The organism is Synechococcus sp. H55.10 (assembly GCF_047502715.1).
Classification (GTDB): domain Bacteria; phylum Cyanobacteriota; class Cyanobacteriia; order Thermostichales; family Thermostichaceae; genus Thermostichus.
Genome location: NZ_JANSJJ010000010.1, coordinates 1 through 20,971, shown reverse-complemented (window position 1 = coordinate 20,971; position 20,971 = coordinate 1). Strand labels below are relative to the sequence as shown.

Below are 20,971 nucleotides of genomic sequence, written 5' to 3'. Positions count from 1 at the left end.
GATGGCGCCGCAGGACCAGCCGCACGAGCGCTTTGAGTTCCCCGAAGAAGTCCTACCCCGCGGCAACGCGCTCTAAAGAATCAGGGAGGTTGCCTGGCACTTGCCAGGGATCCGCTCCCGGCAAGTCTTGAACTGTAATGCTTAGGGATCCCAAAGGTTTGCGGATCCCTTTTTTATGGGTTGCAAGGCGGCTGGGCTCGCAAGCGGGCGCAAATGGCCTGCCAAACCTGTTCGGCCAACTGGGACGGGCTGGTTTCTGACCGGATGGGCACCCGCACATCGGCCTGGGCGTAGAAAGGTTCTCGCTCCTGCATTAGCCTTTGCAAAGCGGCTTGGGGATCGGGGGTTTGCAACAGGGGCCGTTGGCCGGGATCCCGGCTCAGCCGTTGCCAAATGAGCTCAGGGGCCGCATCCAGCCAAACGGTGAGGCCGTGGTGCAAATAGCTCCAATTCTTGGGCCGCAGCACGATGCCACCCCCCGTGGCAATCACCAGGCGGGTGTAGCCGCTGAGCTGGGCCAGCACCTGGGTTTCCAGATCCCGGAAGTGGGCTTCCCCATGCTGAGCAAAAATCTGGGCAATCGAGCAGCCCGCCACCTGCTCCACCAGCACGTCGGTGTCGAAGAAGGGGCGGCGCAACTGGGCGGCTAGCTCAGCTCCCAGCGTGGACTTGCCGCTGGCCATCATGCCGACTAAGTAGACGGTCACGCCCTGCAGGCGTTCGGATTCTGGCGGAGAGATCATGAGGGGGGAGGGATCTGCTAGCGCTTAAACGTAGCCGTGCTCGGCCAGAAACTCCAGAGAAATGCCGTCCTCCGGCGGAGCCAGGCCCAACAATTTTTCCACATACTTGCCCAGCATGTCCGCCTCCACGTTCACCGGATCCCCCACCTGCAGCAGGGAGAGGTTGGTCTCGCGGTAGGTCTGCGGGATCACCGCCACCTTAAACCAGCAGCCCCCCTGGCGCGCCTCGGCAATGGTCAGGCTCACGCCGTTCACCGCCACGCTGCCTTTGGGCACGATGTAGCGCCCAATCTCCGCAGGAACTTTGAAGCTCAGCTCCCAGGCGTTGCCACTGGCGACCTGATCCCACAGTTGTCCCACTCCATCGATATGGCCGCTGACGAAATGTCCCCCCAGCTTGTCTCCCACGCGCAGGGAAGGTTCGAGGTTAACCGTGCGCGGGCGGGATCCCTGGCCCCAAACCGAGCGGCGCAGCGTTTCCGGCGAGACATCGGCCAAAAAGCCATCGGGCAGAATCTCCACCACCGTCAGGCAGAGGCCGTCCACCGCCACGCTATCGCCGTAGGCCAACTGCGGCTGTAGCTCTGGGCAGGTAACCCGTAGCTGTGAAGAACTGATCAACTGGGCTGTGCCGAGACTGCGCACCAAACCTGTGAACATGACTCTGCCCTCCTTAAGCTTTGCCAGCTGCTTTTTTGGCTTTTTGTTTTTCTCGCTCTTTGGCTCGTTTTTCAGCAGCTTTGGCTGCTTTTTCAGCAGCAATCCGCTCTTGTCGAGCTCTCTCTTTCTCTTCGGCAATCTTCTCCAAGTAGTAGTGGTAATCGCCCTGGTAGGCTACCAACTCGCCGTTGCGGATCTCGACAATTTTATTGGCCACTTTTGAGATAAAGTAGCGATCGTGAGAGACCAGAATTGCCGTGCCGTCGTAATGCCGTAGAGCCTCTTCCAACATCTCCTTGGCTGGAATATCCAGGTGGTTGGTGGGCTCATCCAAGATCAACACATTGGCCGGTTGCAGCAGCATTTTTGCCAGGGCCAAGCGGGCTTTTTCTCCCCCACTCAAAGCTGCTACTTTCTTAAAAACAGCGTCGCCGCTGAAGAGAAAGCGCCCCAGCAGCGTGCGCACTTCCTCATTGTTCCAGTCGGGGACTTCGTCATGAATTGTATCGATCACGGTTTTGTTCAGATCCAAAGCCTCTGCCTGATTTTGCTCAAAGTAGGCAGGAATAACATTGTGGGGCCCCAATTTTGCGGATCCCTCGGTCGGCTGCTCCAGGCCGGTGATAAGGCGGAGCAGCGTCGATTTTCCCGCCCCATTGGGTCCTAAAAAGGCGACGCGATCCCCGCGTTCGATCAGCAGTTCTGCGCCCAAAAATAGAATTTTGTCGCCATAAATGTGGGTTAGGTTTTCGATCTTCACCACCTCGCGGCCACTGCGGGGGGCAGGAGGGAAGCGAAACCTAAGGGTGCGCACATCGCCAACCGGCACTTCCACGCGCGCGATTTTTTCTAGTTGTTTTTCGCGGCTCTTGGCCTGGGTGCTGCGGGTGGCGCTGGCCCGAAAGCGATCGATGAAAGCCTGTTGCTTTTCGATCTCTTTTTGTTGTCGCTCGTAAGCTGACTGTTGCGCTTCTCGTTGCTCAGCTTTTTGTGCCAGATATTGAGAATAATTGCCTAGGTAGGTTCTGGAAACACCTCGCTCTGTCTCCACAATTTGGGTACAAAGTCGATCCAAAAACTCGCGGTCGTGGGAGACGATCACCATAGGGATCGTCAAGCTCTTGAGGTAGTTTTCCAGCCACTCGATGGTCTCCAAATCCAGGTGGTTGGTGGGCTCGTCCAGCAACAGCAAATCCGGCTCCTGTAGCAGAATCTTGCCCAAGGCGATGCGCATCTGCCAGCCGCCGCTGAAGGCGCTCACCAGGCGATCCCCATCCTGCGGCTCAAATCCCATTTCCGGCAAGATTTTGTCGATGCGGGCCGCCAGTTCATAGCCGTGTAGGCTCTCAAATTGCCGCTGCAGGCGATCCAGACGGCGCAGAAGGGACTCTAAGGTGTCGGGATCCGCCTGTTCCATCTGCCCGGTGACCTGGGCCATCTCCGACTGGATGCGGCTTTCTTCCCGAAAGACCGTCCACAGCTCCTCTCGCACCGTTCGGGCGGGATCCACCTCAAACTCCTGGCTGAGATAGACGATGCGCAGGTTGGCAGGGCGGATCACCTCGCCGCTGGTCGGGTCTTCTTGCCCACAAATGATCTTGAGCTGGGTGGTTTTGCCAGCCCCATTCACGCCCACCAAGCCGATGCGATCCCCGGGCTTGACTTCCCAGGTCACGTCCTTGAGCACCTCGCCGGTGGGGTAGATTTTGCTGATGTGTTCCAGTCGCAGCATGGGGTTCCTCGGTTCTGGGGGCCGACGGGGGAAATGTGGCGTTTTCTTTACATGCCTCACTCATCTTAGGCAGTCTTGGGATCCGCGTCCACGGGCCCTGGGCGGTTCCCGCTTCGTTTTTTCATCTTTTCATCTCGTCTTCTCCACTCGATGGTCGTTTTGCCGGTACCTGCTGAGGCCTTTAACATTTTCGATACTTAATTCGGAGCTTAAACTGTCCTTAACCACTAATAGAAAAAACTGAGCTAGTTTATAAGTAAGTTTAGGGTAGCCCAAGATGGCCAGCACTATTGTTAGAAAGAGGGATCGGCTAATATTACGCTCGCAGAATGACTGGTTTTCGCTTTTTATACTTATATTGGTTGCATCTGCTTTCCTCTCATTTGCCACTCTTGAGGCTGCTAGTGTAGATAGCCTAGAGATATCTTGTGTAAAGGGGGGAGTTAGGATGGCGGATTGTCAATTTACAACCATCCCCAAGCTTAGTATTTTTCCTCCTTCTAACAAAATCTACTCGGAAATTACAGGAGCTGAACATCAAACCGAAGTTGAAGAGTTTATAGATGATGAGGGAGATAAGTCTTATACTTATAGCTACTACCTAATTCTGTTCACAAGTGGAAGGATTTTGGATAGAGTGGAGGTCGATAGCAATAATCGCGCCCAATGGGCCAGTGAGCAAATCAATCAGTTCTTAGGCGAAGGCCAGGGAAGTTTAAACGTTGTCCACCATGATCGTCCGTCAAAATCTATGGGGGCATTCTCTGCAGCCATTATCCTTTCATCCATTGGTCTAATTCCTCTTTTTATGGTATTTTTAATAATAAACTATGAGTCTGTTGATATTAATGGTCAGCTTAGAAAAGTTATAGTTACCCAGATTAATTTGCTGTCTAATAGAAAAACTTTTGTTGACTTCGAGGATGTCAAAAGTATTAGCCTCATAGAAAAAGTCGATAGTGATGGGAATAAGCTCTACGAGCTCAAACTTCAAACTAGAACGGCGGGTGAGATCACGTTGTTTACATCCTACATAGAAGAAAAAGCTGAGACTTTAGGAAGAGAAATTGCCACCCTGACGATGCGCCGCATTGACAGAAAAGCTCTTCCCGAACCGGAGAGGGGAGCCGCTGACTAAACGCTGTAGGAGCGTGCTTGCAAAAAAGTTTGGGACAGGAAGTTTAGCTCTTGCAAAATCCCCGAAAATGTTAAGGGAGCCCTAGGGAAGCAAAGACGCGATTTAGGGTTAAGGTATCTTTGATTTGCGTTTAAGCTTGTTGACGTGTTCTTCTTGGATTGTTAGACCCGAGGCAGTTTTTAACAATGTCGGGGTTCTTTGTATGAGGGTTGCGCCTGGATATATTGCTCTGACTTTTCTAGCACTAGCGGTGGGGGTTCTCCTGTGCAAGCTCAGGTTCCTATTCGTGAGCTCCAGCGTTATACCGGGGTTTTGGTTGCCGGTCGGATCACGAGCGTTTTCGGCAACAAGTTTATTTTGGACGATGGAACGGGCCAACTGCTTGTTGACGCCGGCCCAAGCTGGTACCGCCAGATCCAACTGGTGCCCGGCGAGCGGGTTACGGTGCTGGGGAAGTACGACGATGAAGACTTCGACGCTTACCGGATCACCCGCGAGAACGGTGAGGTCATCGAGATTCGTCCGGCAAGCGGCCCACCACCCTGGGCGGGAGGTTCCCGCGATCCCAGATAGGGCTCCAGGTTTTAAACCTTTTCCAATGCTTGCTTGTTGCTGATCGCTGCCGATCCTTGTCAACACTGTCAGGGATCCTGACTCCAGGCGGTGTTTTTATTTGAAGCTGCTCAGGACGTTTCTCGTGCTCTGCGCTGCCTGTTCCTTGGCCCCAATCCCTCTTCCAATGCTTGCATCGGGGGACTGGGGGGGAGGACGCCGAGGGCCCAAAGCGGGTCTTGCGACCTAAGGGATCCACTCCAGGCCAAAGCCAAAGCTGGATTCCTGTGCCAAGGTCGAGTTGCGCAAGCTATAGCGAGCAGAAAGGCGAAAGGAAGGGCTGATGGCGTAGGCAGCGGTGATCTCCGCCAGGGTGGCTTGTCCTTCTTCCTGAGGGGCAATCCAACTGTAGCTGCCGGTCAAGTCTGCCGCTCCGGGCGCCAGGGCCAAAACGGCAAAAGCCCCATAGCTAACGCCGCTGAGGCTGCGGTTTTTTTGTTCCAAGGCTCGATAGCCCAGTTGGGGGGCCAGGTTCAAGCGGGATCCCATGGGGGCCAGAAAGTAGCGCATCTCCGACCCGTACTGGCGCACTTCTGGATGTTGGGAAGATTGTCGATAGTCGCCGCTGAGGGTGAGGCGATCGGCCAGGCGCAAGTCCTGCAGGCTGATTCGCCAGTGAGAGGAGGACTCGAAACCGGCCTGCAGGCGGGTGGGCAGGACGGGGGTATTGCGGATTTCTTCCAGGAGATTGGGTGGATTTTGCAGCCAGCGGCGCAGCACCGGGCTATTTTCCAGAACTTGGCCCTCCAGCCCCAAATCCAAAGCGGCTGAGAGCGGGGCCGGCACAGGATCTGGAAGACTTGCTTGTGTCGAATTGGCCCAAACTGGCCACCCTGGCGTCAGCTCAGCCCCGAGGAGCAACAGACCCAAGCAAAGCCCTTTGCCAGATCGCTCCACCAACTGCAACCCTCGCCTATCCCGTTTTTAACTCTAGCTGCTTCGAGAGGGATCCTCCACAGAAAACGGGACAGCGGAGAACCGGGGGCGGCTCAATGACAACGGAAAACCTAGCTCTTTCGGCTGTGGGCAACAACCCGCAGGCGCTCGGCTAACTTTTGCAGTTGCCGCTCAAATTGTAGATTCTCTCGCTGCAACTGGCGAACTTTTTCACAGCTATAGAGAACGGTGGTGTGGTCTTTCCCGCCAAAATAATCGCCAATTTTGGGCAAGCTGAGATGGGTGTAGTGGCGCATCAGGAACATAGCAATTTGCCGCGCTTGGCTGATGTCGCGCTTGCGGGAGGATCCCAATAAGCTCTCCCGGTCAACGCCAAACTCTTCACAGATGACTTCGATAATTATATCGGCGGTGATCTCTTTCGGCTCGCTGGGCGGATTGAGGATGGGTTGAATGGTCTCCACGCTCATCGGCAGGCCAGAAATGGAGACGTAGGCGACGGCGCGGATGAGGGCGCCTTCCAGCTCGCGAATGTTGCTGGTGTAGGTGGTGGCAATGTATTCGATCACCTCAGGTGGTAGATTCATCCCCTCGTACTCGGCTTTTTTCTTAAGGATGGCCATGCGGGTCTCGATATCCGGCGATTGAATTTCTGCAATCAAGCCCATCGAAAACCGAGAACAGAGCCGCTCCTGCAGACGAGGGATCAGGTGAGGGGAGCGGTCGGCAGCCAGCACGATCTGTTTACCCGATTCGTGCAGCGTATTAAAGGTGTGGAAAAACTCCTCTTGGGTGTACTCTTTGCCTTCGATAAATTGAATGTCGTCCACCAATAAAATATCCACATCTCGATAGTGCTCCCGGAAAGACTGCATGCTGTCTCGCCGGATGGCATCGATTAAATCGTTGGTAAAGCGCTCGGTGGACACGTAAAAGACCTTCGCCTGCGGATTCGCCTCCAGTTGGTAGTGGCCGATGGCCTGCATGAGGTGGGTTTTGCCCAGCCCTACTCCGCCGCAGAGAAACAGCGGGTTGTAGGCGCGCCCAGGCTTGTCGGCTACGGCCAGAGCTGCAGCGTGGGCCATGCGGTTGTTGGGGCCAACCACAAACCGTGAGAAGGAATACTTGGGGTTGAGATCCGGCGCTCGCATCGGCAGGCTGCCGCCGACTTCCAGCCCTAGAGTGGGGGAGGCAGGTAAGCTGCCGGCTCTGGGCAATGTTGGGGAAATGGCTTTTGCAGGGGGTTCTTCCTCAACCAAAGCGTGGGGGGAAACCGAAAACTCCACCTGTAAAGGGATCCCGGCCACCCGCTGCACCACCTCGGTGATGGTGGAGGCGTAGTGCTTTTGCAGCCAACCCCGCGCCCATTCGCTGGGAGTCGAGATGGTGAGGCGGTTGTCCACCAACGACTCAGGCCGCGCCGTCTTGATCCAAGCCTCAAAAGTTGGACGGCTGAGCTGTACCTGTAGATGCCCCAGAGCTTCATTCCAGAGCTGATCCAGGGAGATATCCACACCACACACCCAGAGCGACACAGCAAAAGCCCAAGAGGAACAGCAGCCTCTGCTCCCTCGACAGTGGCTTTAGGATTCCCAATTTAGCTGCTCGGCGTGGGGCGGCCAATCTAGCAATTTTCCGTCGAGCCTGCTAGAATGGCACCTTGCTGATTGTCTGCAAGTGGACTGGGCTTCCCCCTCACCAGCCGCAGCAGGCCTTGTTGACATGATGAGTGGGTCTACACCATGACTCAGCGTACCCTTCGTGGCACCAATCGCAGACGCATTCGCGTCTCTGGGTTTCGGGCCAGAATGCGCACAGCAACCGGGCGGCAAGTCTTGCGGCGGCGGCGGGCCAAGGGGCGTTATCGCCTGGCTGTTTCTTAAGGCGCGATCCGGCTTTAAGGGCAGGGCCCTTTGTTGAATTCAGGGTGGGATCCGCCACCATGCTGCCTGCTCCTTATCGCTTGCGGGATCGGCGAGCTTTCCAGGCGCTTTACCAAGCGGGGCAGCGTCGTTCCGGTGCGGGCTTGACCCTTCTGTTTCAGCCGATGCCCCCAGGGTGTGAAGGGATCCCCAGTCAGGTGGGGTTGGCAGTTAGCAAAAAAGTGAGCAAATCGGCGGTACGGCGGAACCGGCTGCGGCGTCGCCTGCGGGAGGCCATACGGCCTCTCTGTCCAAACCTAAAGCCTGGCTACCAGTTGCTGCTCATCCCCAAGCCCAACCTGCTCACCTACAAGTGGCCAGAGCTACAGGCAGAGGTGCATCGTCTTTTGCAAAAGGCCGATCTGCTCGTCGATCCAAGCCCAGATCCTGGGCCTTCTTAGAGGCTGGGCAGGCTGCACTACCCGTGCTAGCCTGGTGCCATCATCTGCTGCTGGTTGCACCAGATATGGGGTGGGATGTACATCAAGCGGATCGAGCTGACCCGATTTAAGTCGTTTGGCAGCACGACCTCGCTGCCCCTGTTGCCGGGTTTTACGGTCATCTCCGGCCCTAACGGCTCCGGCAAGTCTAACATCCTGGATGGGATCCTATTTGCGCTGGGGCTGTCTTCCTCACGGGGGATGCGGGCAGAGAGGCTTTCGGATCTGGTGCATTCCGGCAGCCTCAACAGCAACCGGCGGGTGGAGACCCACGTTTCCGTCACCTTCGATCTGGGGCCGGGAGAAGATGGCCAGCCCAGAGAATGGAAAGTCAGCCGTCGGCTGCGGGTCAGCCCCGGCAAGGGGGAGGATCCCGACTCCCTGCCCTACACCAGCACCTTCTACATCAACGATGTGCCCTGCACCCTGAGCGAGCTGCACGAGCAACTGGAGGCGATGCACATCTACCCCAACGGCTACAACGTTGTCTTGCAGGGGGATGTTACCAGCATCATCTCCATGAACTCCAAGGAGCGGCGGCAGATCCTCGACGAATTGGCGGGGGTGGCCACCTTCGACCGCAAGATCGCCCAGGCCAACGCCAAGCTGGAGGGGGTGCGAGAACAAATTGAGCGCTTCCGGCTCATCGAGCAGGAATGGCAAGCCCAAAGAGAGCGGCTGCTCAAGGAGAGCGAAAAGGCGCAGCAGTACCAGCAACTGCGGCTGCAGTGGCAAACGCTGGAGCAGCAGCAACAGGTGTTGCTCTGGCGGCATTTGCAAGCCCAAGTGGAAGCAACCCAGGCAGCCATTCGTCAGCTTTTGGCAGCTCAGGAGCAAGCCACTGCTCAGGTGCAGACCTTGAGCGAGCAGTTGCAGCAGGCCGAAGCCGCCCTGAGCGAGCTGCAAAGCCGCATCCACGCCCTGGGGGAGGAAGAATACCTGCACCTGCAGGCCCAGATCGCTGCCGCCGAAGTGCAACGGCAACAGCTCAGCCAACAGATCGCAGCCTGGCAGCAGGAAATCGAGCAAGCGCAGCGCCTGCAGCAGGAGCGCCAAACCCAACAGCAGCACCTGCAGACAGAGCTGGAACACCTGCAAAGCCAACAGGAGCAACTGGCCCAAGCCCAGGGATCCCTGCAAGCCCAGGTGCAGAAAGCCCGAATCAGCCTGGAGCAAAGCCGCGAACAACTGCGGGCCCTGGCCCAATCTGCCGAGGCCTGGGTCAAGCAGCAGCGCTACCTCACCCGCCACCTCGAAGAGATCCGCGCCGAACAGGAGCCTCTGCAGCAGGAGCAAATTCGCCTGCAAGAGCGACAACGGCAACTGGAACGACAAAGCCAGGAGACCCAGGCGGAGATCGCCCAGATCGAGACGTGGCTGGGATCCCACCTGGCCCTCACCGCCGAGCTGGAACAGGCCTGCCGGCAGTCGGAAGCCCAGGTGCAGGCCCTGGCCCAAGAGCTGGCGCAACTGCAATCCAACCTGGAGCTGGATCGCGCCACCCACGAACGGCTGGCCGCCGAGTTCCACGCCAAGCAGCGGCAACTGGACAAATGGGAGACCCGCCGCCAAGTGCTGCAAGAATCCCAGGGATCCCGCGCCACCCAGGCCATCCTGAGCGCCCGCCTGCCGGGGGTTTTGGGATTGGTGGCCCAGTTGGGGCAGGTGGATCCCCAGTATCAACTGGCGCTGGAGATCGCGGCAGGCAACCGACTGCACTTTGTGGTGGTGGAAGATGACAGCGTCGCCGTCAGCGCCATCAACCTCTTAAAGCGGGAAAAACTGGGGCGCGCCACCTTTTTGCCTCTGAACAAGCTGCCGCCCGCCCGCCCGCCCGCCCCCCTCAACTTAAACGGTCTGATCGACTACGCCATTCGTTTGGTGCACTTTGAAGAGCGCTACCGAGATGTTTTTGGCTTTGTGCTCGGATCCACCCTGGTTTTCCAGAGCCTGGAGCTGGCCCGGCCCTACATCGGCCAGCACCGCATGGTCACCCTGGAAGGGGAGCTGCTGGAAACCTCAGGGGCCATCAGCGGCGGCACCAGCCCGCAGCGACAGGGGATCCATTTTTCTGCCGGCGAACACTCGGAAGGGGAAGCCCTGCGCGCCCGCCTGGCCGATCTGGAAGCGCTGCTGGCCGCCCTCACCCCTCGCCTAAAAGCCGCCCAAGCCCGCGAAAAACAACTGGCCCAGACCCTGCTCCTGGCCCGCCAGGATGCCCTGCAAGCCCGGCAATATCTGGAGCGACACCAGGCCGATTGCCAAAACCAGCAGGCCCGCCTGCAACACCTACAGGGATCCCTGACGCAATGGCAAAGCGAAAGCCACCAGATCCAGCAGCGGCTGCACCAGATTCAACTCCGCTGGGATCCCTTGCAACAGCGCCTGGCCGCCCTCACCCTCAAGCTCAGCCAACTGGAGGGATCCCCGGTCAACCAGCACTGGCAGCAACTGCAGCAGACAGTGCAGCAGCAGGAGAGCCACCTGGCGGAGCTGCAACACCACCTGGCCCACCTAGAGCGACAGCAACAGGAGAACCTCAGCCAGCAACACCTGAAGCAGGCCCAGATCCAGCACCACCAGGAGCGCCTGCAAGAGGGCGAACGGCGTCAGGCCCAACTTCAAGAGCAAATCGCCCAGGCCCAGGCCACTCTCGCCCAAATCCAGCAGCACATTGCCGAGCAACGGCAACAGATGGGCCAGATTGAAGCCCGCCTCGCCCACCTGCGCCAAGAGCGAGAGCGGCAGGAATTTCAACTGCGCGCCCAACAGCAGCAGCTCCAACGCCTGGAATGGGAACGCTACAACGCCCTCACCCAACAGCAAGAGAAAGAGGCCATCCTGGCCCAACTGCAAACCCAACTGCAAGCTGCGGCCCAAGCGCTGCCGCATCCCCCTCCCCCCTTGCCCCCCCACCTGACCCTAGACGAGCTGCAGCAGCAAAAACGCAAAATCGAAGAGCAATTGCGATCCCTGGAGCCGGTGAACATGTTGGCCATCGCCGAATACGAACAGACCCAAGCCCGCCTAGGGGATCTCAGCGCCAAACTGGCAACCCTGCACCAAGAGCGCACCGAATTGCTGCTGCGCATCGAGAACTTTTCTACTCTGCGCCGCCAAGCGTTTTTGGATGCCTTCCATGCCATCAACAGCCATTTCCAGACCATCTTTGCCCAGCTTTCCGAGGGCGAGGGCTACTTGGAATTGGAAAACCCAGAGGATCCTTTGGCTGGGGGTCTGACCCTGGTGGCCCGCCCCAAAGGCAAGCCGGTGCGTCGTCTCAGCGCCATGTCGGGCGGAGAAAAATCCTTGACGGCCCTCAGCTTTATTTTTGCGTTGCAACGGTTTCGCCCCTCCAGCTTTTATGCCTTTGACGAAGTGGACATGTTTTTGGATGGGGCCAACGTGGAAAAGTTGGCCGACATGATCTGGCAGCAATCCCGCCAGGCACAATTTTTGGTGGTCAGCCTGCGCCGCCCCATGCTCGAAAAAGCCGAGCGCACCATCGGGGTGACCCAGGCTCGCGGCGCCTACACCCAAGTAATTGGCCTGGTCAACCCCACCGCTCACGTCGGCTAAAGCAGCCAGCAGGCGGCCATCGCGGCGAGATCCCATCTCGCTCGCTATCCAGACAAGAGCGTAGATTCCAAAAACTCCGCAGGGCAAACCGGGAGATTTTGGTGATTTTGCAGGGCCCCAAGGCGGAGTTATGAGCTGCGCGCCAAGACCCACTCCACCAGCGTGCGCACCCCATAGCCGGTGGCCCCTTTGTTGTTGTAGCCTGCATCCTTCTCTGTCCAAACGGGGCCTGCTATATCCAGGTGGGCCCAAGGAGTTTTCTCCACAAACTGCTTCAGGAACAGGGCGGCGGTGATGGATCCCCCTGAGCGGGGGCCGGTGTTTTTCATGTCGGCCACAATCGAGCTGAGGCCCTCGAAATAGCCCTCCTCCATCGGCATTCGCCAGATTTTTTCTCCTGAGAGGTTGGCAGCTTGCTGCAGCTCCTGGGCCAGCGTCTCATCTTGGGTGAACAATCCGGCAATTTCTTCCCCCAGGGCAACCACACAGGCACCGGTCAGGGTAGCCAGGTCGAGAATGGCATCGACGCCCAGCTTTTCTGCAAATACCAGTGCATCTGCCAGGGTAAGGCGACCTTCTGCGTCGGTGTTGTTAACCTCGATGGTCTTTTGGTTGGAAGCGGTGAGGATATCCCCCGGATGGATGGCATGGCCGCTGATCATGTTTTCCGTGGCGGCGACAATGAAGTGCAGCTCCGCTTGAGGCTTGAGGGCGGCCAAGGCCCGCGCAGCCCCCAAAACCGCCGCTGCTCCCCCCATATCGGTTTTCATCATGGCGATGCTGCGGGAGTCGGTTTTGATGTTTAATCCACCCGAATCGAAGGTCAGACCCTTGCCCACCAGTGCCAATTTGGTGACGGGATCCCCTTGTGCCGGCTTGTAGGTGAGGTGGATGAACCGGGGCGGCAGATCAGAGGCTTTGGCCACACCCAGAAAGGCCCCCATCCCCAGAGCTTCACATTCTTCCTGCCCCAAGATCTCCGCCTCTAGACCGTATTCCTGAGCCAGTTGGCGGGCCGTATCGGCCAGGGCCAGAGGAGTAACGATGTTGGCGGGGGCAGCCACCAATTCCCGAGCCAAGATCGTCCCTGCAGCCATTTCAGTAGCCCGCTGCAGCGCGGCTTCGTAATCGGGGCGAGCCTGGGCCAACCCCGGCACCAAGAGGGTTACCTCCTGCACAGAAAAGCTGTTTTCCTCTTCCTGTTTGGCTGAAGATTTAAATCGATTGTCCCGGTGCGCCACCAATAGGCAGGCTTCGGCCACCGCCTGAACCACACGTACCCGATCCAACCCCGTCTCCGGCAAAGACAGCATCACCCGCTTGGCTTTTAAGCCATGAGCCTGGCGCAGGCCGTTGGCTGTGGCCCGTCGTAGGGCTTCTAGCGTCAGGGCAGCGGGATCCCCCAGCCCCACCAGCACCAGTTTGCGGAGCTCTCCGGTCAGGCGCAGGGCAACACTGCTGTTCGGCTTGCCCTGAAACCCTTGCTCCTGTACTGTTTCCGCCACCAGACCCGACCACACCTTTTCATCCCAAGAGGCGATCTCAGGGGGCAGAGGTAGGCGGCCATTTCCGCCAGAAGCCGCAAAGCAGTAGACCAGGGCACATTCCCCTTGAGTGAGTGGTGGCTCGCTGAGATGAAGCTGCATGAAAAACCCTTCGGTTACGCCGTTCACAAGCGATCCTCAGTCTATCCAATTTCACCGGCTCCCGGGATGGGGGTCTAGTGGGCGGGCCGGAAGATCCCGAAGCAAGAGGTGTAGCCGTGCAAAAAGGTGGATCCCCCAACTGGGCCGATCTCGCCGTTGCAAAAGAAGCCCCCCAGGGGTAGCTCCCCCAGCAATTCCCGAAACCGTTGCGAGTCAAAGTCGGGGGTGCCGTACAGCCCCTTGCCTCGTCCCAGACAGGAGAACATCAACGCCCCACAGGGCTCCGGCCTTGGTTGCGAGGGGCCCTCTGAGGAGTAGCTTTGCTGTAGGTTGCGCTCGGCACGATAGCGGCTGAGGGCCCACTGCAGATCTTCCGCCGAAGTCTGGGCATCGCGCAGATGAAATTGCACGGTTTGGCCGGGGCGCACCCGATCCCCGATGGCCATTGCCCCCAGCCGTGGATCGATGCCCAGGATCACGCGAATGAGAAAATCTCCCGGCGTCGGCTCGGATTTGAACTCGTCCATCAGCAGGCCGATAAAGAGAGCTTGGCGGGCCAAGCGTTGATCCGATGGGCTGAGCCGTTCGGCCAAATCCTGTAAGACCGCCAAAGGAGGACGCCCCTCTAAGCCGAGGATCACATTCCCCTCCGCTTCGGTGACGCGCAAGGGATCCCCGATGGGGCGACACCCCTGGGCCACTACGGCTTCCAGCACCACGTTGCCGGAAAGGGCCAACCCCACTGTGCCTACCCGATACAGCTCCCGCCGGGGTGTGGGGGTACGCGCATCCAGCAAGAACAGAGCATTGCCGCGCGGGCCGCGGCCGCCACTGGCCAATCCCCCCACCTTGACCGCCCCTGGATAGGCAAAATCCAACCCTTGCAGCAGCTCGGAGATGCGGGAGGAAAACCCATCCGCCAAGAGCAAAAAGTGCGGCTGGGTCTGCGGCGCAACTCCCACCAGATCGATCCACGCCGAAGGGGGTGCATCCAAGTCCGGCAATTGCTCCCCTTGCAAATAAAAAGGGCGCAAGGCTACATCCGGCAGCACCGCCAAAGACAGGGACAGGGCCGGCCCATCCTCAATTTCATGCCCCCCACCCACGATACCGCCGCCGGAGCAGCCGATCAAAACGTCCACCTCCAACAGCTCCGACAACAGGGGCAGCACGCGAATGTACTCGCTGGCAAAGGCCGCCGACACAAACAAAACCCCCAAGTTGGGCCGCAGAGGCTGAGAGGGGACATACCCGGTGAGCAGCCCCGGCAAGCTGCCGGATCCCACCGCCTGCACCTGTCGCGTCAGGGCGCTCTTCAGTTGGGCTGCCTGCAGCTTAGCCTTGGCTTCCTCCACCACCTGCCGCAGAGCCGCTTCCAGAGAAGGGAGCTGGGAGAGCGCGTTCACCCACTGCATCGGCGTGTTCCTACGGTCTGGAGTTTGCTTTTTTAGGCTAGCAATTTATGCCCGAACTGGTTGTTCGACCCAGGTTCTTTGGGGATAGGATCAGGGCAGATAGGGGCGGGGATCCACAGGTGCACCCCCGCCGGGGCGGACTTCAAAGTGCAGGTGCGGCCCTGTGCTGCGGCCCGTATTGCCCCGGCTCATGATCGTCTGCCCCTGCTGCACATACTGGCCCTGGGATACGTAGATCTGGTGGCCGTGGGCGTAGCGGGTAACGATCCCGTTGGGATGGCGAATATCCACGCGGTTGCCGTAGCCATCCCCGGCGTTGCCGGCAAAAATGACCTCCCCCTCCTGAACGGCTACAATGGGGGATCCTACCGGGCCGGGAATATCAACCCCCGCATGGAAGCGACCGCGACGGTAGCCAAAGCCGGAGGTGATTTGCCCGGCAACCGGCCAGATGAAGCCACTGCTGCGGGCCCGGGGAGGAGCTGGCGGCGCTGGCCGAGCTTGGGTCTGTCTCTGGGCTTGTCGGGCGGGGGCCGGGCGGGGGGGCTGCGTGCCCGGTGCCGGAATCGTCAGGCGTTGGCCAATGCGTAGCCAGTGGGGATTGCGCAGGTTGTTGGCCTCGATAATCGACCGCTGCGTTACCCCATAGCGAGCGGCGATCCGCTCGATGGTGTCACCGGCTCCCACCGTGTGGGTCAGGGAGCCACTGGCCAAGAGGGCCTGCCGTTCTTGCTGCATCTGCTGGGCCCGGCGCTGCTGCTCGGCCTGTAATCGAGCTTGCTCCTCGGCTTGGCGTTGGGCTTCCTCTTCCTGGCGGCGGCGCTCTTCCGCTTCGCGGGCCTTCTGGGCGGCGATCCTCTCCTTCTCGCGCCGGATCAGCTCGCCCACATCGCCGGGGATGAGTAGCCGCTGGCCGATGCGCAGATATTCAGGCCGATCCAGGGGGGTTGCCTCGATGATCCGCTGCTGCGGAACTTGGTAGCGGTTGGCAATGTCTTCCAGGGTATCTCCTGGCTGGACGGTGTAGATCAATCCCGGCTGGCTGGGGATCAGCAACTTCTGCCCCGGCTGCAGTGGCGTGCTGGCCTGCATACCATTGGAGACGGCGATAGCGGCGGCGTCGAGCTGGTACATCTGGGTCAGATGCCAGAGGGTTTCTCCCGGCTGCACCTCATGCTTGAGAATGCCTCGAGGCCCTTCCCCGGTTGGGATCTGGCCGGCCTCGAAGGCTTGCCGCAGTTGGGCTTTTTTTTGCTCGTAGTTCTGCTGCAGGGCGCCGGACAGCGTGTGCACCGAGGGCGGAATCGGCTCCGCCACCTGGGATCCCCAAGGGTGGCGATGCAGTTGTCGCTGCTGTAGGGTAGCGACCCCAGCCAAGCCCAGCATCAGCAGAAGGCTGGTGGCCCAAGCCGGATAACCCCGCCGCGCCGGCGCTGAATCCCCAGGCTCTGGCTGAGCTGTCTCAGCCTCGGTTGAGCGCCTGGCCGGCTGCAAATCCGCCATCTGCTCTGCCAAAGCTTCCGTGCAGGGATCCGCCTCCAGCTTCAGAAGCCACACCAGGCCCGTTAAGCTGAGAGAGAGGGCCAAACCGGCCCACCGGAGCCTCAAGGGGGCGGCAGGATCCCTGTCCCAGCCTTCATAGGCAGAAGGATCCTGAAGCGTTGGGATCTCGGGCGGAGAAAGGGGGCTCACGGCAGCACCCCTGTGCTCCAGCTCTCCCTGGTGGGGAGTTGAGAACGTCAATTTTGGGGGCATCCTCACACCAACAGGCTGACACTAGAGTGCAAGAGAAGAAGATGTCAAAATGAGGGGCACAGACCCCTTGTTATCCAACCCCACTGCGGTGGCTCAAGCCGAAGTGAAGTTGGATCATGAACAGGTTGGTTCGCACTCAGGTTAGGGTACCGTAGTTAACAAATCTAGACAAGCCTTTGCAGGTAATTTCGGCTAAAACGCTTACCCCACAATGATTTCAGCCCTTGGCCCGTTGAGATTTTGTCCAGCCTTATCCGATTCAAGGCAAAGTGTGCCACCTTACTTTTTTGAAAGATAGAGCCCACCTTGCTGTAGCTGAAACTACAAACTGGGGATATCAATGGACTTGGTTGTCTACAACACATTAACCCGCCGCAAGGAAGTGTTTCAGCCACTGGCAGCAGGGGGATCTGGGTTCATTTCTGCCGATCCTTCTCAGGGATCCGCCGAGGCGGCTGCTGGGGAGAAGCCCCTGGTGCGGATGTACGTCTGCGGCGTCACGGTTTACGATCTCTGCCACCTCGGCCATGCGCGCACCTATGTGGTCTGGGACATGGTGCGTCGTTACCTGGAGTGGCGGGGCTACCGGGTGAAGTATGTGCAGAACTTTACCGATGTGGACGACAAGATCCTCAAGCGGGCCCTAGAGCGGGGCGAATCGATGCAGGCGGTGGCGGAACGCTTCATCGCCGAGTATTTCCAGGATATGGATCGCCTCAACATCAAGCGGGCCGATCTCTACCCCAGGGCAACCCGATCGCTGCGGGCGATGTTCGAGCTGATCCAATCGCTGGAGCTCAAGGGCTTTGCCTACCGGGTACGGGATCCCCTTGCCCGTCAGGCGGAGATCCCTGCTTACGATGTCTACTACGCCGTCCGTAAATTCCCGGACTACGGCCAGCTCTCCGGTCGCAAGCTAGAGGAGCTGGAGGCAGGGGCCAGTGGCCGGGTGGGGGAGGAAGGGGCTGGCAAACAGGATCCCTTCGATTTTGCTCTTTGGAAGGCGGCTCCCCCTTCCGAGCCGGGGTTTGAGTCCCCTTGGGGTTGGGGACGTCCGGGCTGGCACATCGAATGCTCGGCTATGGTGCGAGAGACTCTGGGGGATCACATCGACATTCACGCCGGCGGAGCGGATCTCATTTTTCCCCACCACGAGAACGAGCTGGCCCAATCGGAGCCGATTACCGGCAAGCCGCTGGCCAAGTACTGGCTGCACAACGGCTTTGTCAACATCAACGGCCAGAAGATGTCCAAATCTTTGGGCAACTTCACCACCCTACGCCAGGCGCTTGCCGTCTATCACCCCATGGCCCTGCGGCTGTTCCTGCTCCAGACCCATTACCGCAGCCCGATTGACCTCACCGAGCCGGCGATGCAGGCGGCCAGCCACGGCTGGGAAACCCTGGAGAAAGGGATCCACTGCGCCGAGCAGTTTTGCCAGACGGCATCTCCCGATTGCGAGGCGATGCAAGCCTTTCAGGCGGCCATGGACGATGATTTTGGCACCCCTGGGGCGCTGGCCCTTGCTTTTGAGCTGGCCAAAGAACTGATCCGTGAGCACAACCTCTTGACCCACCAGGGCCACACCCACCTGCAGCCGCAGGTGCTGAGGCAGAAGAGCGCCGCCCTGCTGGAGATCTTGGCCACGCTGGGCTTCTGCTGGCCCCAGCCTGCCACCGCCGAGGGATCTGAGAAAGCCGTCGCCAATGGGGAACTGGCCAAGCTTCCACCCCTCGAAGAAAAGCAGATCGAGGAGCTGGTGGCCCAACGCACGGCAGCCCGCAGGGCGAAAAACTTTGCCGAGGCGGATCGAATCCGGGAGCAGTTAAAGGCCCTGGGGATCACCCTCATCGACCAAAAAGACGGCACCACCCGTTGGCTGCGGGAGTAGGGGTTGCCCATCACGAAGGGATCCCTAGGCCGGAAACGGCCTGGCGGTAGAACTGGCGCATCTCGGCAAACCACTCCACTCGCGAGGGATCCCAGGTGTAGAACATGTGGCCGCCGCGGTAGTGGCGCAAGAGAAGGTTGGCCTTGAGGCGGGGATCCAGCTTCATCAAGTCCACCAGGTGGTCGGAGGCAAAGTAAGGGGTGACCAGGTCGTAGAAGCCGTGGTGAATGCCCACCCGCAGGTGGGGATTGAGGGCCATGCTGCTGCGCAGCTCGTCCATGGCGCCAATAAACCCTTGCTTGAGTTCCCCTTTGGGGGTAAACCGCCAGGACTTGAACACCTCTAAGTTCAGGAGGTGGTAGGTCAAGTCTGTGTCCACCTGGAGGGTCTCCCGCAGGTGGCTGTTGATGGCGGCGGTAAAGAGGCGATCCACCCCATCCAAGGTGGGATCGGATCCCTCGAAGGTAGGCCGATCCGGAAAGGGATCCACCGTGGTGACGGAAGCATCGTACAGCCCCAGCACCAGCCGCTGGGAGCGCAACAGCTCGCGGGCAAAGCTGGCCGGGTCGATCCGACCGCCTTTGTGGGCCACATACTCAGGTGAGAGTCCGATCCCTGCCGCCATCTCTGTGTAGATGGCCTGCCGCTCTGCCTCTGGCATCGCCTCCCCCATGGCCAAAAGAGGCAACAGCCGCTGGCGGGCAAAGCTTTCTGCTTTGGGCAGCAAGATCTGCAAATCCTCCCCCCAGCCACACCGCCCGTGATAGGCCGCCGTGGCTACATAGGAGGGGAACAGGGTTGCCCAGGTGCTGAGGTTGTAATCGGTGGTCTCCAGCAGCCCGAACTCGATGGCCGGCGAGATGAGAATCGCTCCTGACAGGCCCACCCCAAACTTGGCTTGCAGCTCCTTGGCCAGCCGCGCCACCCGAAATCCCCCGTAGCTCTCACCGGCAATGAAAATGGGAGAGAGCCAGCGCTTATACCGCGAGAGGAAGCCCTGGATAAACTCGCCCAAAGATTGCAAATCCCGCTCCACGTCCCAGAAGGGTGCTTCTTTGGGGGGCTCCTCCTCCTTCTCCTCCGGCTGAGTGGGCTTGGCCGCCGGATCGGATTTTTCCTGAGAACTTTTGGCGTCTTGAGACTCCTTGGGCAGGGCGCGGCTAAAGCCTGTCCCCACCGGATCGACGAAGACCAAATCAGAAAACAGCAGCCAACTTTCGGCGTTATCCACCAGTTGCACCGGCGAGGGCGGCAGGCTGCCGTTGGGCCCAAAGCAAATCCGTCTCGGCCCCAGGGATCCCATGTGCAAATAGGCAGAGGCGGCCCCCGGCCCGCCGTTGAAAACAAAAGTCAGCGGGCGGTGCGGGGAGTCAGAATCCTGCCTCAGATAAGCGACGTGAAAGATCTCGGCCACCGGCTTTTCTCGGCGGAAGAGCGTCTGCCAGCCAGCCACCGCCCTGTAGGGGAAGGACTCCCCCCCGGCGCTGAACGTGTGCTCTGTGGTGTGCAAGACAGGAGTGGACTTAGATTCTGCAGGCATAGAGACACGGGAGCTGCAACTTGCCTATCCAGTAAATCACAAGCTGCCAGATCTCCACCCCTGCCTTGGAACAGAAGCCGAGGGTTACAGGGTGAGCGGCGCTTCCAAGGTCAGATTAAAAGATTGGCCGGGGCGCAGCACCACCACCTGGGGAGCGGTAACATTGCCTACCACTACGCCAGCCGCTGCCCCTCCCAGGACATTGCCCGCCGAGACACCGCCGGTGATGGCTCCCAAAAGGGTGCCTGCGGCTGCCCCAATGGCCGCATCCTGGGCGATGGCCTCAGCCGAATACTGACGGGGATCTTTCTCATCGTGAAGAATGTTGGAAACAGCCCGCAGGCTATAGGTGCGACCCCCGAGGACGATGGCAGTGGCAACAAAGCGGGATCCGCCCGGCGCCGGCTCCATCTGCCCGAAGACGCGGCTGCCAGCCGGGATCACCAAACGCCCCTGGTTGTCGAAAATGTTTTGCGTGACGGCCACTTCCAGGGGATAGATGGTGTCTGGATAAAAGTATTGCGGCCCTTCGCTGCTGAGGCTGCCGACGGGAATGATCGTCCCCTGCTCAAGGCGGTAGGTGCCCAATTCAAAAAGCGGCTGGGCCACCACCAGCAAGGGGGCCAGCAGAGGGATCCCTGCCCAACCCATCACAGCGGCTGCTAAGATAGCTTTCATTGCAAATCTCCTAATTCTCCAGGGTTCTGGCGGGTGTCTGTGGCCTTGCGGGGCCAGTTGCCTTCCCTGTGCAGATCTCTCCATAACTTCTAGGTTATCGAATCAAAGTGCCAGCCCCTTTTCCGGGGTGAGTAGCTTTATCTGCAACTTTGGGCAGTTTTGGGCAGCCCGAAAGCCTACTTGTTCAACTTGAATTGAGGCGCACGGCCCTCACCCCCAGCCCCTCTCCCAGAGGCCCTCACCCCCAGCCCCTCTCCCAGAGGCCCTCACCCCCAGCCCCTCTCCCAGAGGGAGAGGGGGGATGGGGCTCAAAAGTGCTGGAA

Annotated in this window: 16 protein-coding genes and 1 pseudogene; 7 read left to right on the top strand and 10 right to left on the bottom strand. The window is 59.4% G+C overall.

The window, feature by feature from the left end:
* Positions 1–76, top strand: a pseudogene (locus NW858_RS00945) (photosystem II protein D2); the annotation flags it as partial.
* Positions 77–173: 97 nt separating this feature from the next.
* Here the strand turns inward: NW858_RS00945 and NW858_RS00940 are convergent.
* The 3 genes from NW858_RS00940 to NW858_RS00930 are packed head-to-tail and all read right to left on the bottom strand — an operon-like array spanning position 174 to position 3,135.
* A complete protein-coding gene (locus NW858_RS00940; RefSeq protein WP_414336257.1) occupies positions 174–743 on the bottom strand; it encodes a shikimate kinase in 570 nt (189 codons plus the stop codon).
* 24 nt (positions 744–767) lie between these two features.
* Entirely contained in the window at positions 768–1,403 is a 636-nt protein-coding gene (locus NW858_RS00935; protein WP_414347361.1) for a riboflavin synthase, read from the bottom strand.
* 13 nt (positions 1,404–1,416) lie between these two features.
* Positions 1,417–3,135, bottom strand: coding sequence for an ABC-F family ATP-binding cassette domain-containing protein (locus NW858_RS00930; RefSeq protein WP_414519383.1), 1,719 nt, complete (start codon positions 3,133–3,135; stop codon positions 1,417–1,419).
* A gap of 277 nt (positions 3,136–3,412) precedes the next feature.
* Between NW858_RS00930 and NW858_RS00925 the strand changes: the two genes are divergently transcribed.
* Both NW858_RS00925 and NW858_RS00920 read left to right on the top strand, forming a co-directional pair.
* Positions 3,413–4,273 (top strand): hypothetical protein, encoded by an 861-nt coding sequence (locus NW858_RS00925; protein ID WP_414519381.1) that lies wholly within the window; start codon positions 3,413–3,415, stop codon positions 4,271–4,273.
* 264 nt (positions 4,274–4,537) lie between these two features.
* Positions 4,538–4,846: an OB-fold nucleic acid binding domain-containing protein gene (locus tag NW858_RS00920; protein ID WP_414334700.1), complete on the top strand. Its 309-nt coding sequence runs from the start codon at positions 4,538–4,540 to the stop codon at positions 4,844–4,846.
* Between the two features lie 225 nt (positions 4,847–5,071).
* Here NW858_RS00920 and NW858_RS00915 read toward each other — a convergent pair whose 3' ends face one another.
* Together NW858_RS00915 and dnaA are read right to left on the bottom strand one after the other, a co-directional pair.
* Positions 5,072–5,671 (bottom strand): hypothetical protein, encoded by a 600-nt coding sequence (locus NW858_RS00915; RefSeq protein WP_414519379.1) that lies wholly within the window; start codon positions 5,669–5,671, stop codon positions 5,072–5,074.
* Positions 5,672–5,892: 221 nt separating this feature from the next.
* Positions 5,893–7,296, bottom strand: a complete 1,404-nt coding sequence (gene dnaA / locus NW858_RS00910; RefSeq protein ID WP_414349254.1) for a chromosomal replication initiator protein DnaA — start codon at positions 7,294–7,296, stop codon at positions 5,893–5,895.
* A gap of 228 nt (positions 7,297–7,524) precedes the next feature.
* Here dnaA and rpmH point away from each other — a divergent pair, with 228 nt between their 5' ends.
* The 3 genes from rpmH (at position 7,525) to smc (ending at position 11,723) form a co-directional block, all read left to right on the top strand.
* Entirely contained in the window at positions 7,525–7,665 is a 141-nt protein-coding gene (gene rpmH / locus NW858_RS00905; protein WP_011434477.1) for a 50S ribosomal protein L34, read from the top strand.
* A 59-nt stretch (positions 7,666–7,724) separates the two neighbouring features.
* Positions 7,725–8,105 (top strand): ribonuclease P protein component, encoded by a 381-nt coding sequence (gene rnpA / locus NW858_RS00900; protein ID WP_414334703.1) that lies wholly within the window; start codon positions 7,725–7,727, stop codon positions 8,103–8,105.
* Positions 8,106–8,180: 75 nt separating this feature from the next.
* Positions 8,181–11,723: a chromosome segregation protein SMC gene (gene smc, locus NW858_RS00895; protein WP_414519376.1), complete on the top strand. Its 3,543-nt coding sequence runs from the start codon at positions 8,181–8,183 to the stop codon at positions 11,721–11,723.
* Positions 11,724–11,851: 128 nt separating this feature from the next.
* On the opposite strand, the gene NW858_RS00890 is transcribed toward smc, so the two are convergent.
* The 3 genes from NW858_RS00890 to NW858_RS00880 all read right to left on the bottom strand — a co-directional run bounded on the left by NW858_RS00890 (position 11,852) and on the right by NW858_RS00880 (position 16,476).
* On the bottom strand, positions 11,852–13,369 hold the full coding sequence (locus NW858_RS00890) for a leucyl aminopeptidase (RefSeq protein WP_414334711.1): 1,518 nt from the start codon (positions 13,367–13,369) through the stop codon (positions 11,852–11,854).
* A gap of 74 nt (positions 13,370–13,443) precedes the next feature.
* Positions 13,444–14,784 (bottom strand): FIST N-terminal domain-containing protein, encoded by a 1,341-nt coding sequence (locus tag NW858_RS00885; RefSeq protein ID WP_414334705.1) that lies wholly within the window; start codon positions 14,782–14,784, stop codon positions 13,444–13,446.
* A 90-nt stretch (positions 14,785–14,874) separates the two neighbouring features.
* Positions 14,875–16,476 (bottom strand): LysM peptidoglycan-binding domain-containing protein, encoded by a 1,602-nt coding sequence (locus NW858_RS00880; protein ID WP_414337315.1) that lies wholly within the window; start codon positions 16,474–16,476, stop codon positions 14,875–14,877.
* Positions 16,477–16,879: 403 nt separating this feature from the next.
* On the opposite strand from NW858_RS00880, the gene cysS reads away from it, so the two are divergent.
* The gene (gene cysS, locus NW858_RS00875) at positions 16,880–18,430 is read left to right on the top strand and encodes a cysteine--tRNA ligase (protein WP_414519374.1); all 1,551 of its coding nucleotides are present in this window, start codon (positions 16,880–16,882) and stop codon (positions 18,428–18,430) included.
* Positions 18,431–18,440: 10 nt separating this feature from the next.
* Here the strand turns inward: cysS and NW858_RS00870 are convergent, their stop codons facing one another.
* Both NW858_RS00870 and NW858_RS00865 read right to left on the bottom strand, forming a co-directional pair.
* Positions 18,441–19,970 (bottom strand): S10 family peptidase, encoded by a 1,530-nt coding sequence (locus NW858_RS00870; protein WP_414519372.1) that lies wholly within the window; start codon positions 19,968–19,970, stop codon positions 18,441–18,443.
* Positions 19,971–20,054: 84 nt separating this feature from the next.
* A complete protein-coding gene (locus NW858_RS00865) occupies positions 20,055–20,648 on the bottom strand; it encodes a hypothetical protein (RefSeq protein WP_414519370.1) in 594 nt (197 codons plus the stop codon).
* Positions 20,649–20,971 lie beyond the last annotated feature (323 nt).

Bases quoted from the DNA above. Each gene is read 5' to 3' on its own strand.
- NW858_RS00940 (WP_414336257.1), bottom strand. From the start codon at position 743: ATGATCTCTCCGCCAGAATCCGAACGCCTGCAGGGCGTGACCGTCTAC.
- NW858_RS00935 (WP_414347361.1), bottom strand. From the start codon at position 1,403: ATGTTCACAGGTTTGGTGCGCAGTCTCGGCACAGCCCAGTTGATCAGT.
- NW858_RS00930 (WP_414519383.1), bottom strand. From the start codon at position 3,135: ATGCTGCGACTGGAACACATCAGCAAAATCTACCCCACCGGCGAGGTG.
- NW858_RS00925 (WP_414519381.1), top strand. From the start codon at position 3,413: ATGGCCAGCACTATTGTTAGAAAGAGGGATCGGCTAATATTACGCTCG.
- rpmH (WP_011434477.1), top strand. From the start codon at position 7,525: ATGACTCAGCGTACCCTTCGTGGCACCAATCGCAGACGCATTCGCGTC.
- rnpA (WP_414334703.1), top strand. From the start codon at position 7,725: ATGCTGCCTGCTCCTTATCGCTTGCGGGATCGGCGAGCTTTCCAGGCG.
- smc (WP_414519376.1), top strand. From the start codon at position 8,181: ATGTACATCAAGCGGATCGAGCTGACCCGATTTAAGTCGTTTGGCAGC.
- NW858_RS00890 (WP_414334711.1), bottom strand. From the start codon at position 13,369: ATGCAGCTTCATCTCAGCGAGCCACCACTCACTCAAGGGGAATGTGCC.
- NW858_RS00885 (WP_414334705.1), bottom strand. From the start codon at position 14,784: ATGCAGTGGGTGAACGCGCTCTCCCAGCTCCCTTCTCTGGAAGCGGCT.
- cysS (WP_414519374.1), top strand. From the start codon at position 16,880: ATGGACTTGGTTGTCTACAACACATTAACCCGCCGCAAGGAAGTGTTT.
- NW858_RS00870 (WP_414519372.1), bottom strand. From the start codon at position 19,970: ATGCCTGCAGAATCTAAGTCCACTCCTGTCTTGCACACCACAGAGCAC.
- NW858_RS00865 (WP_414519370.1), bottom strand. From the start codon at position 20,648: ATGAAAGCTATCTTAGCAGCCGCTGTGATGGGTTGGGCAGGGATCCCT.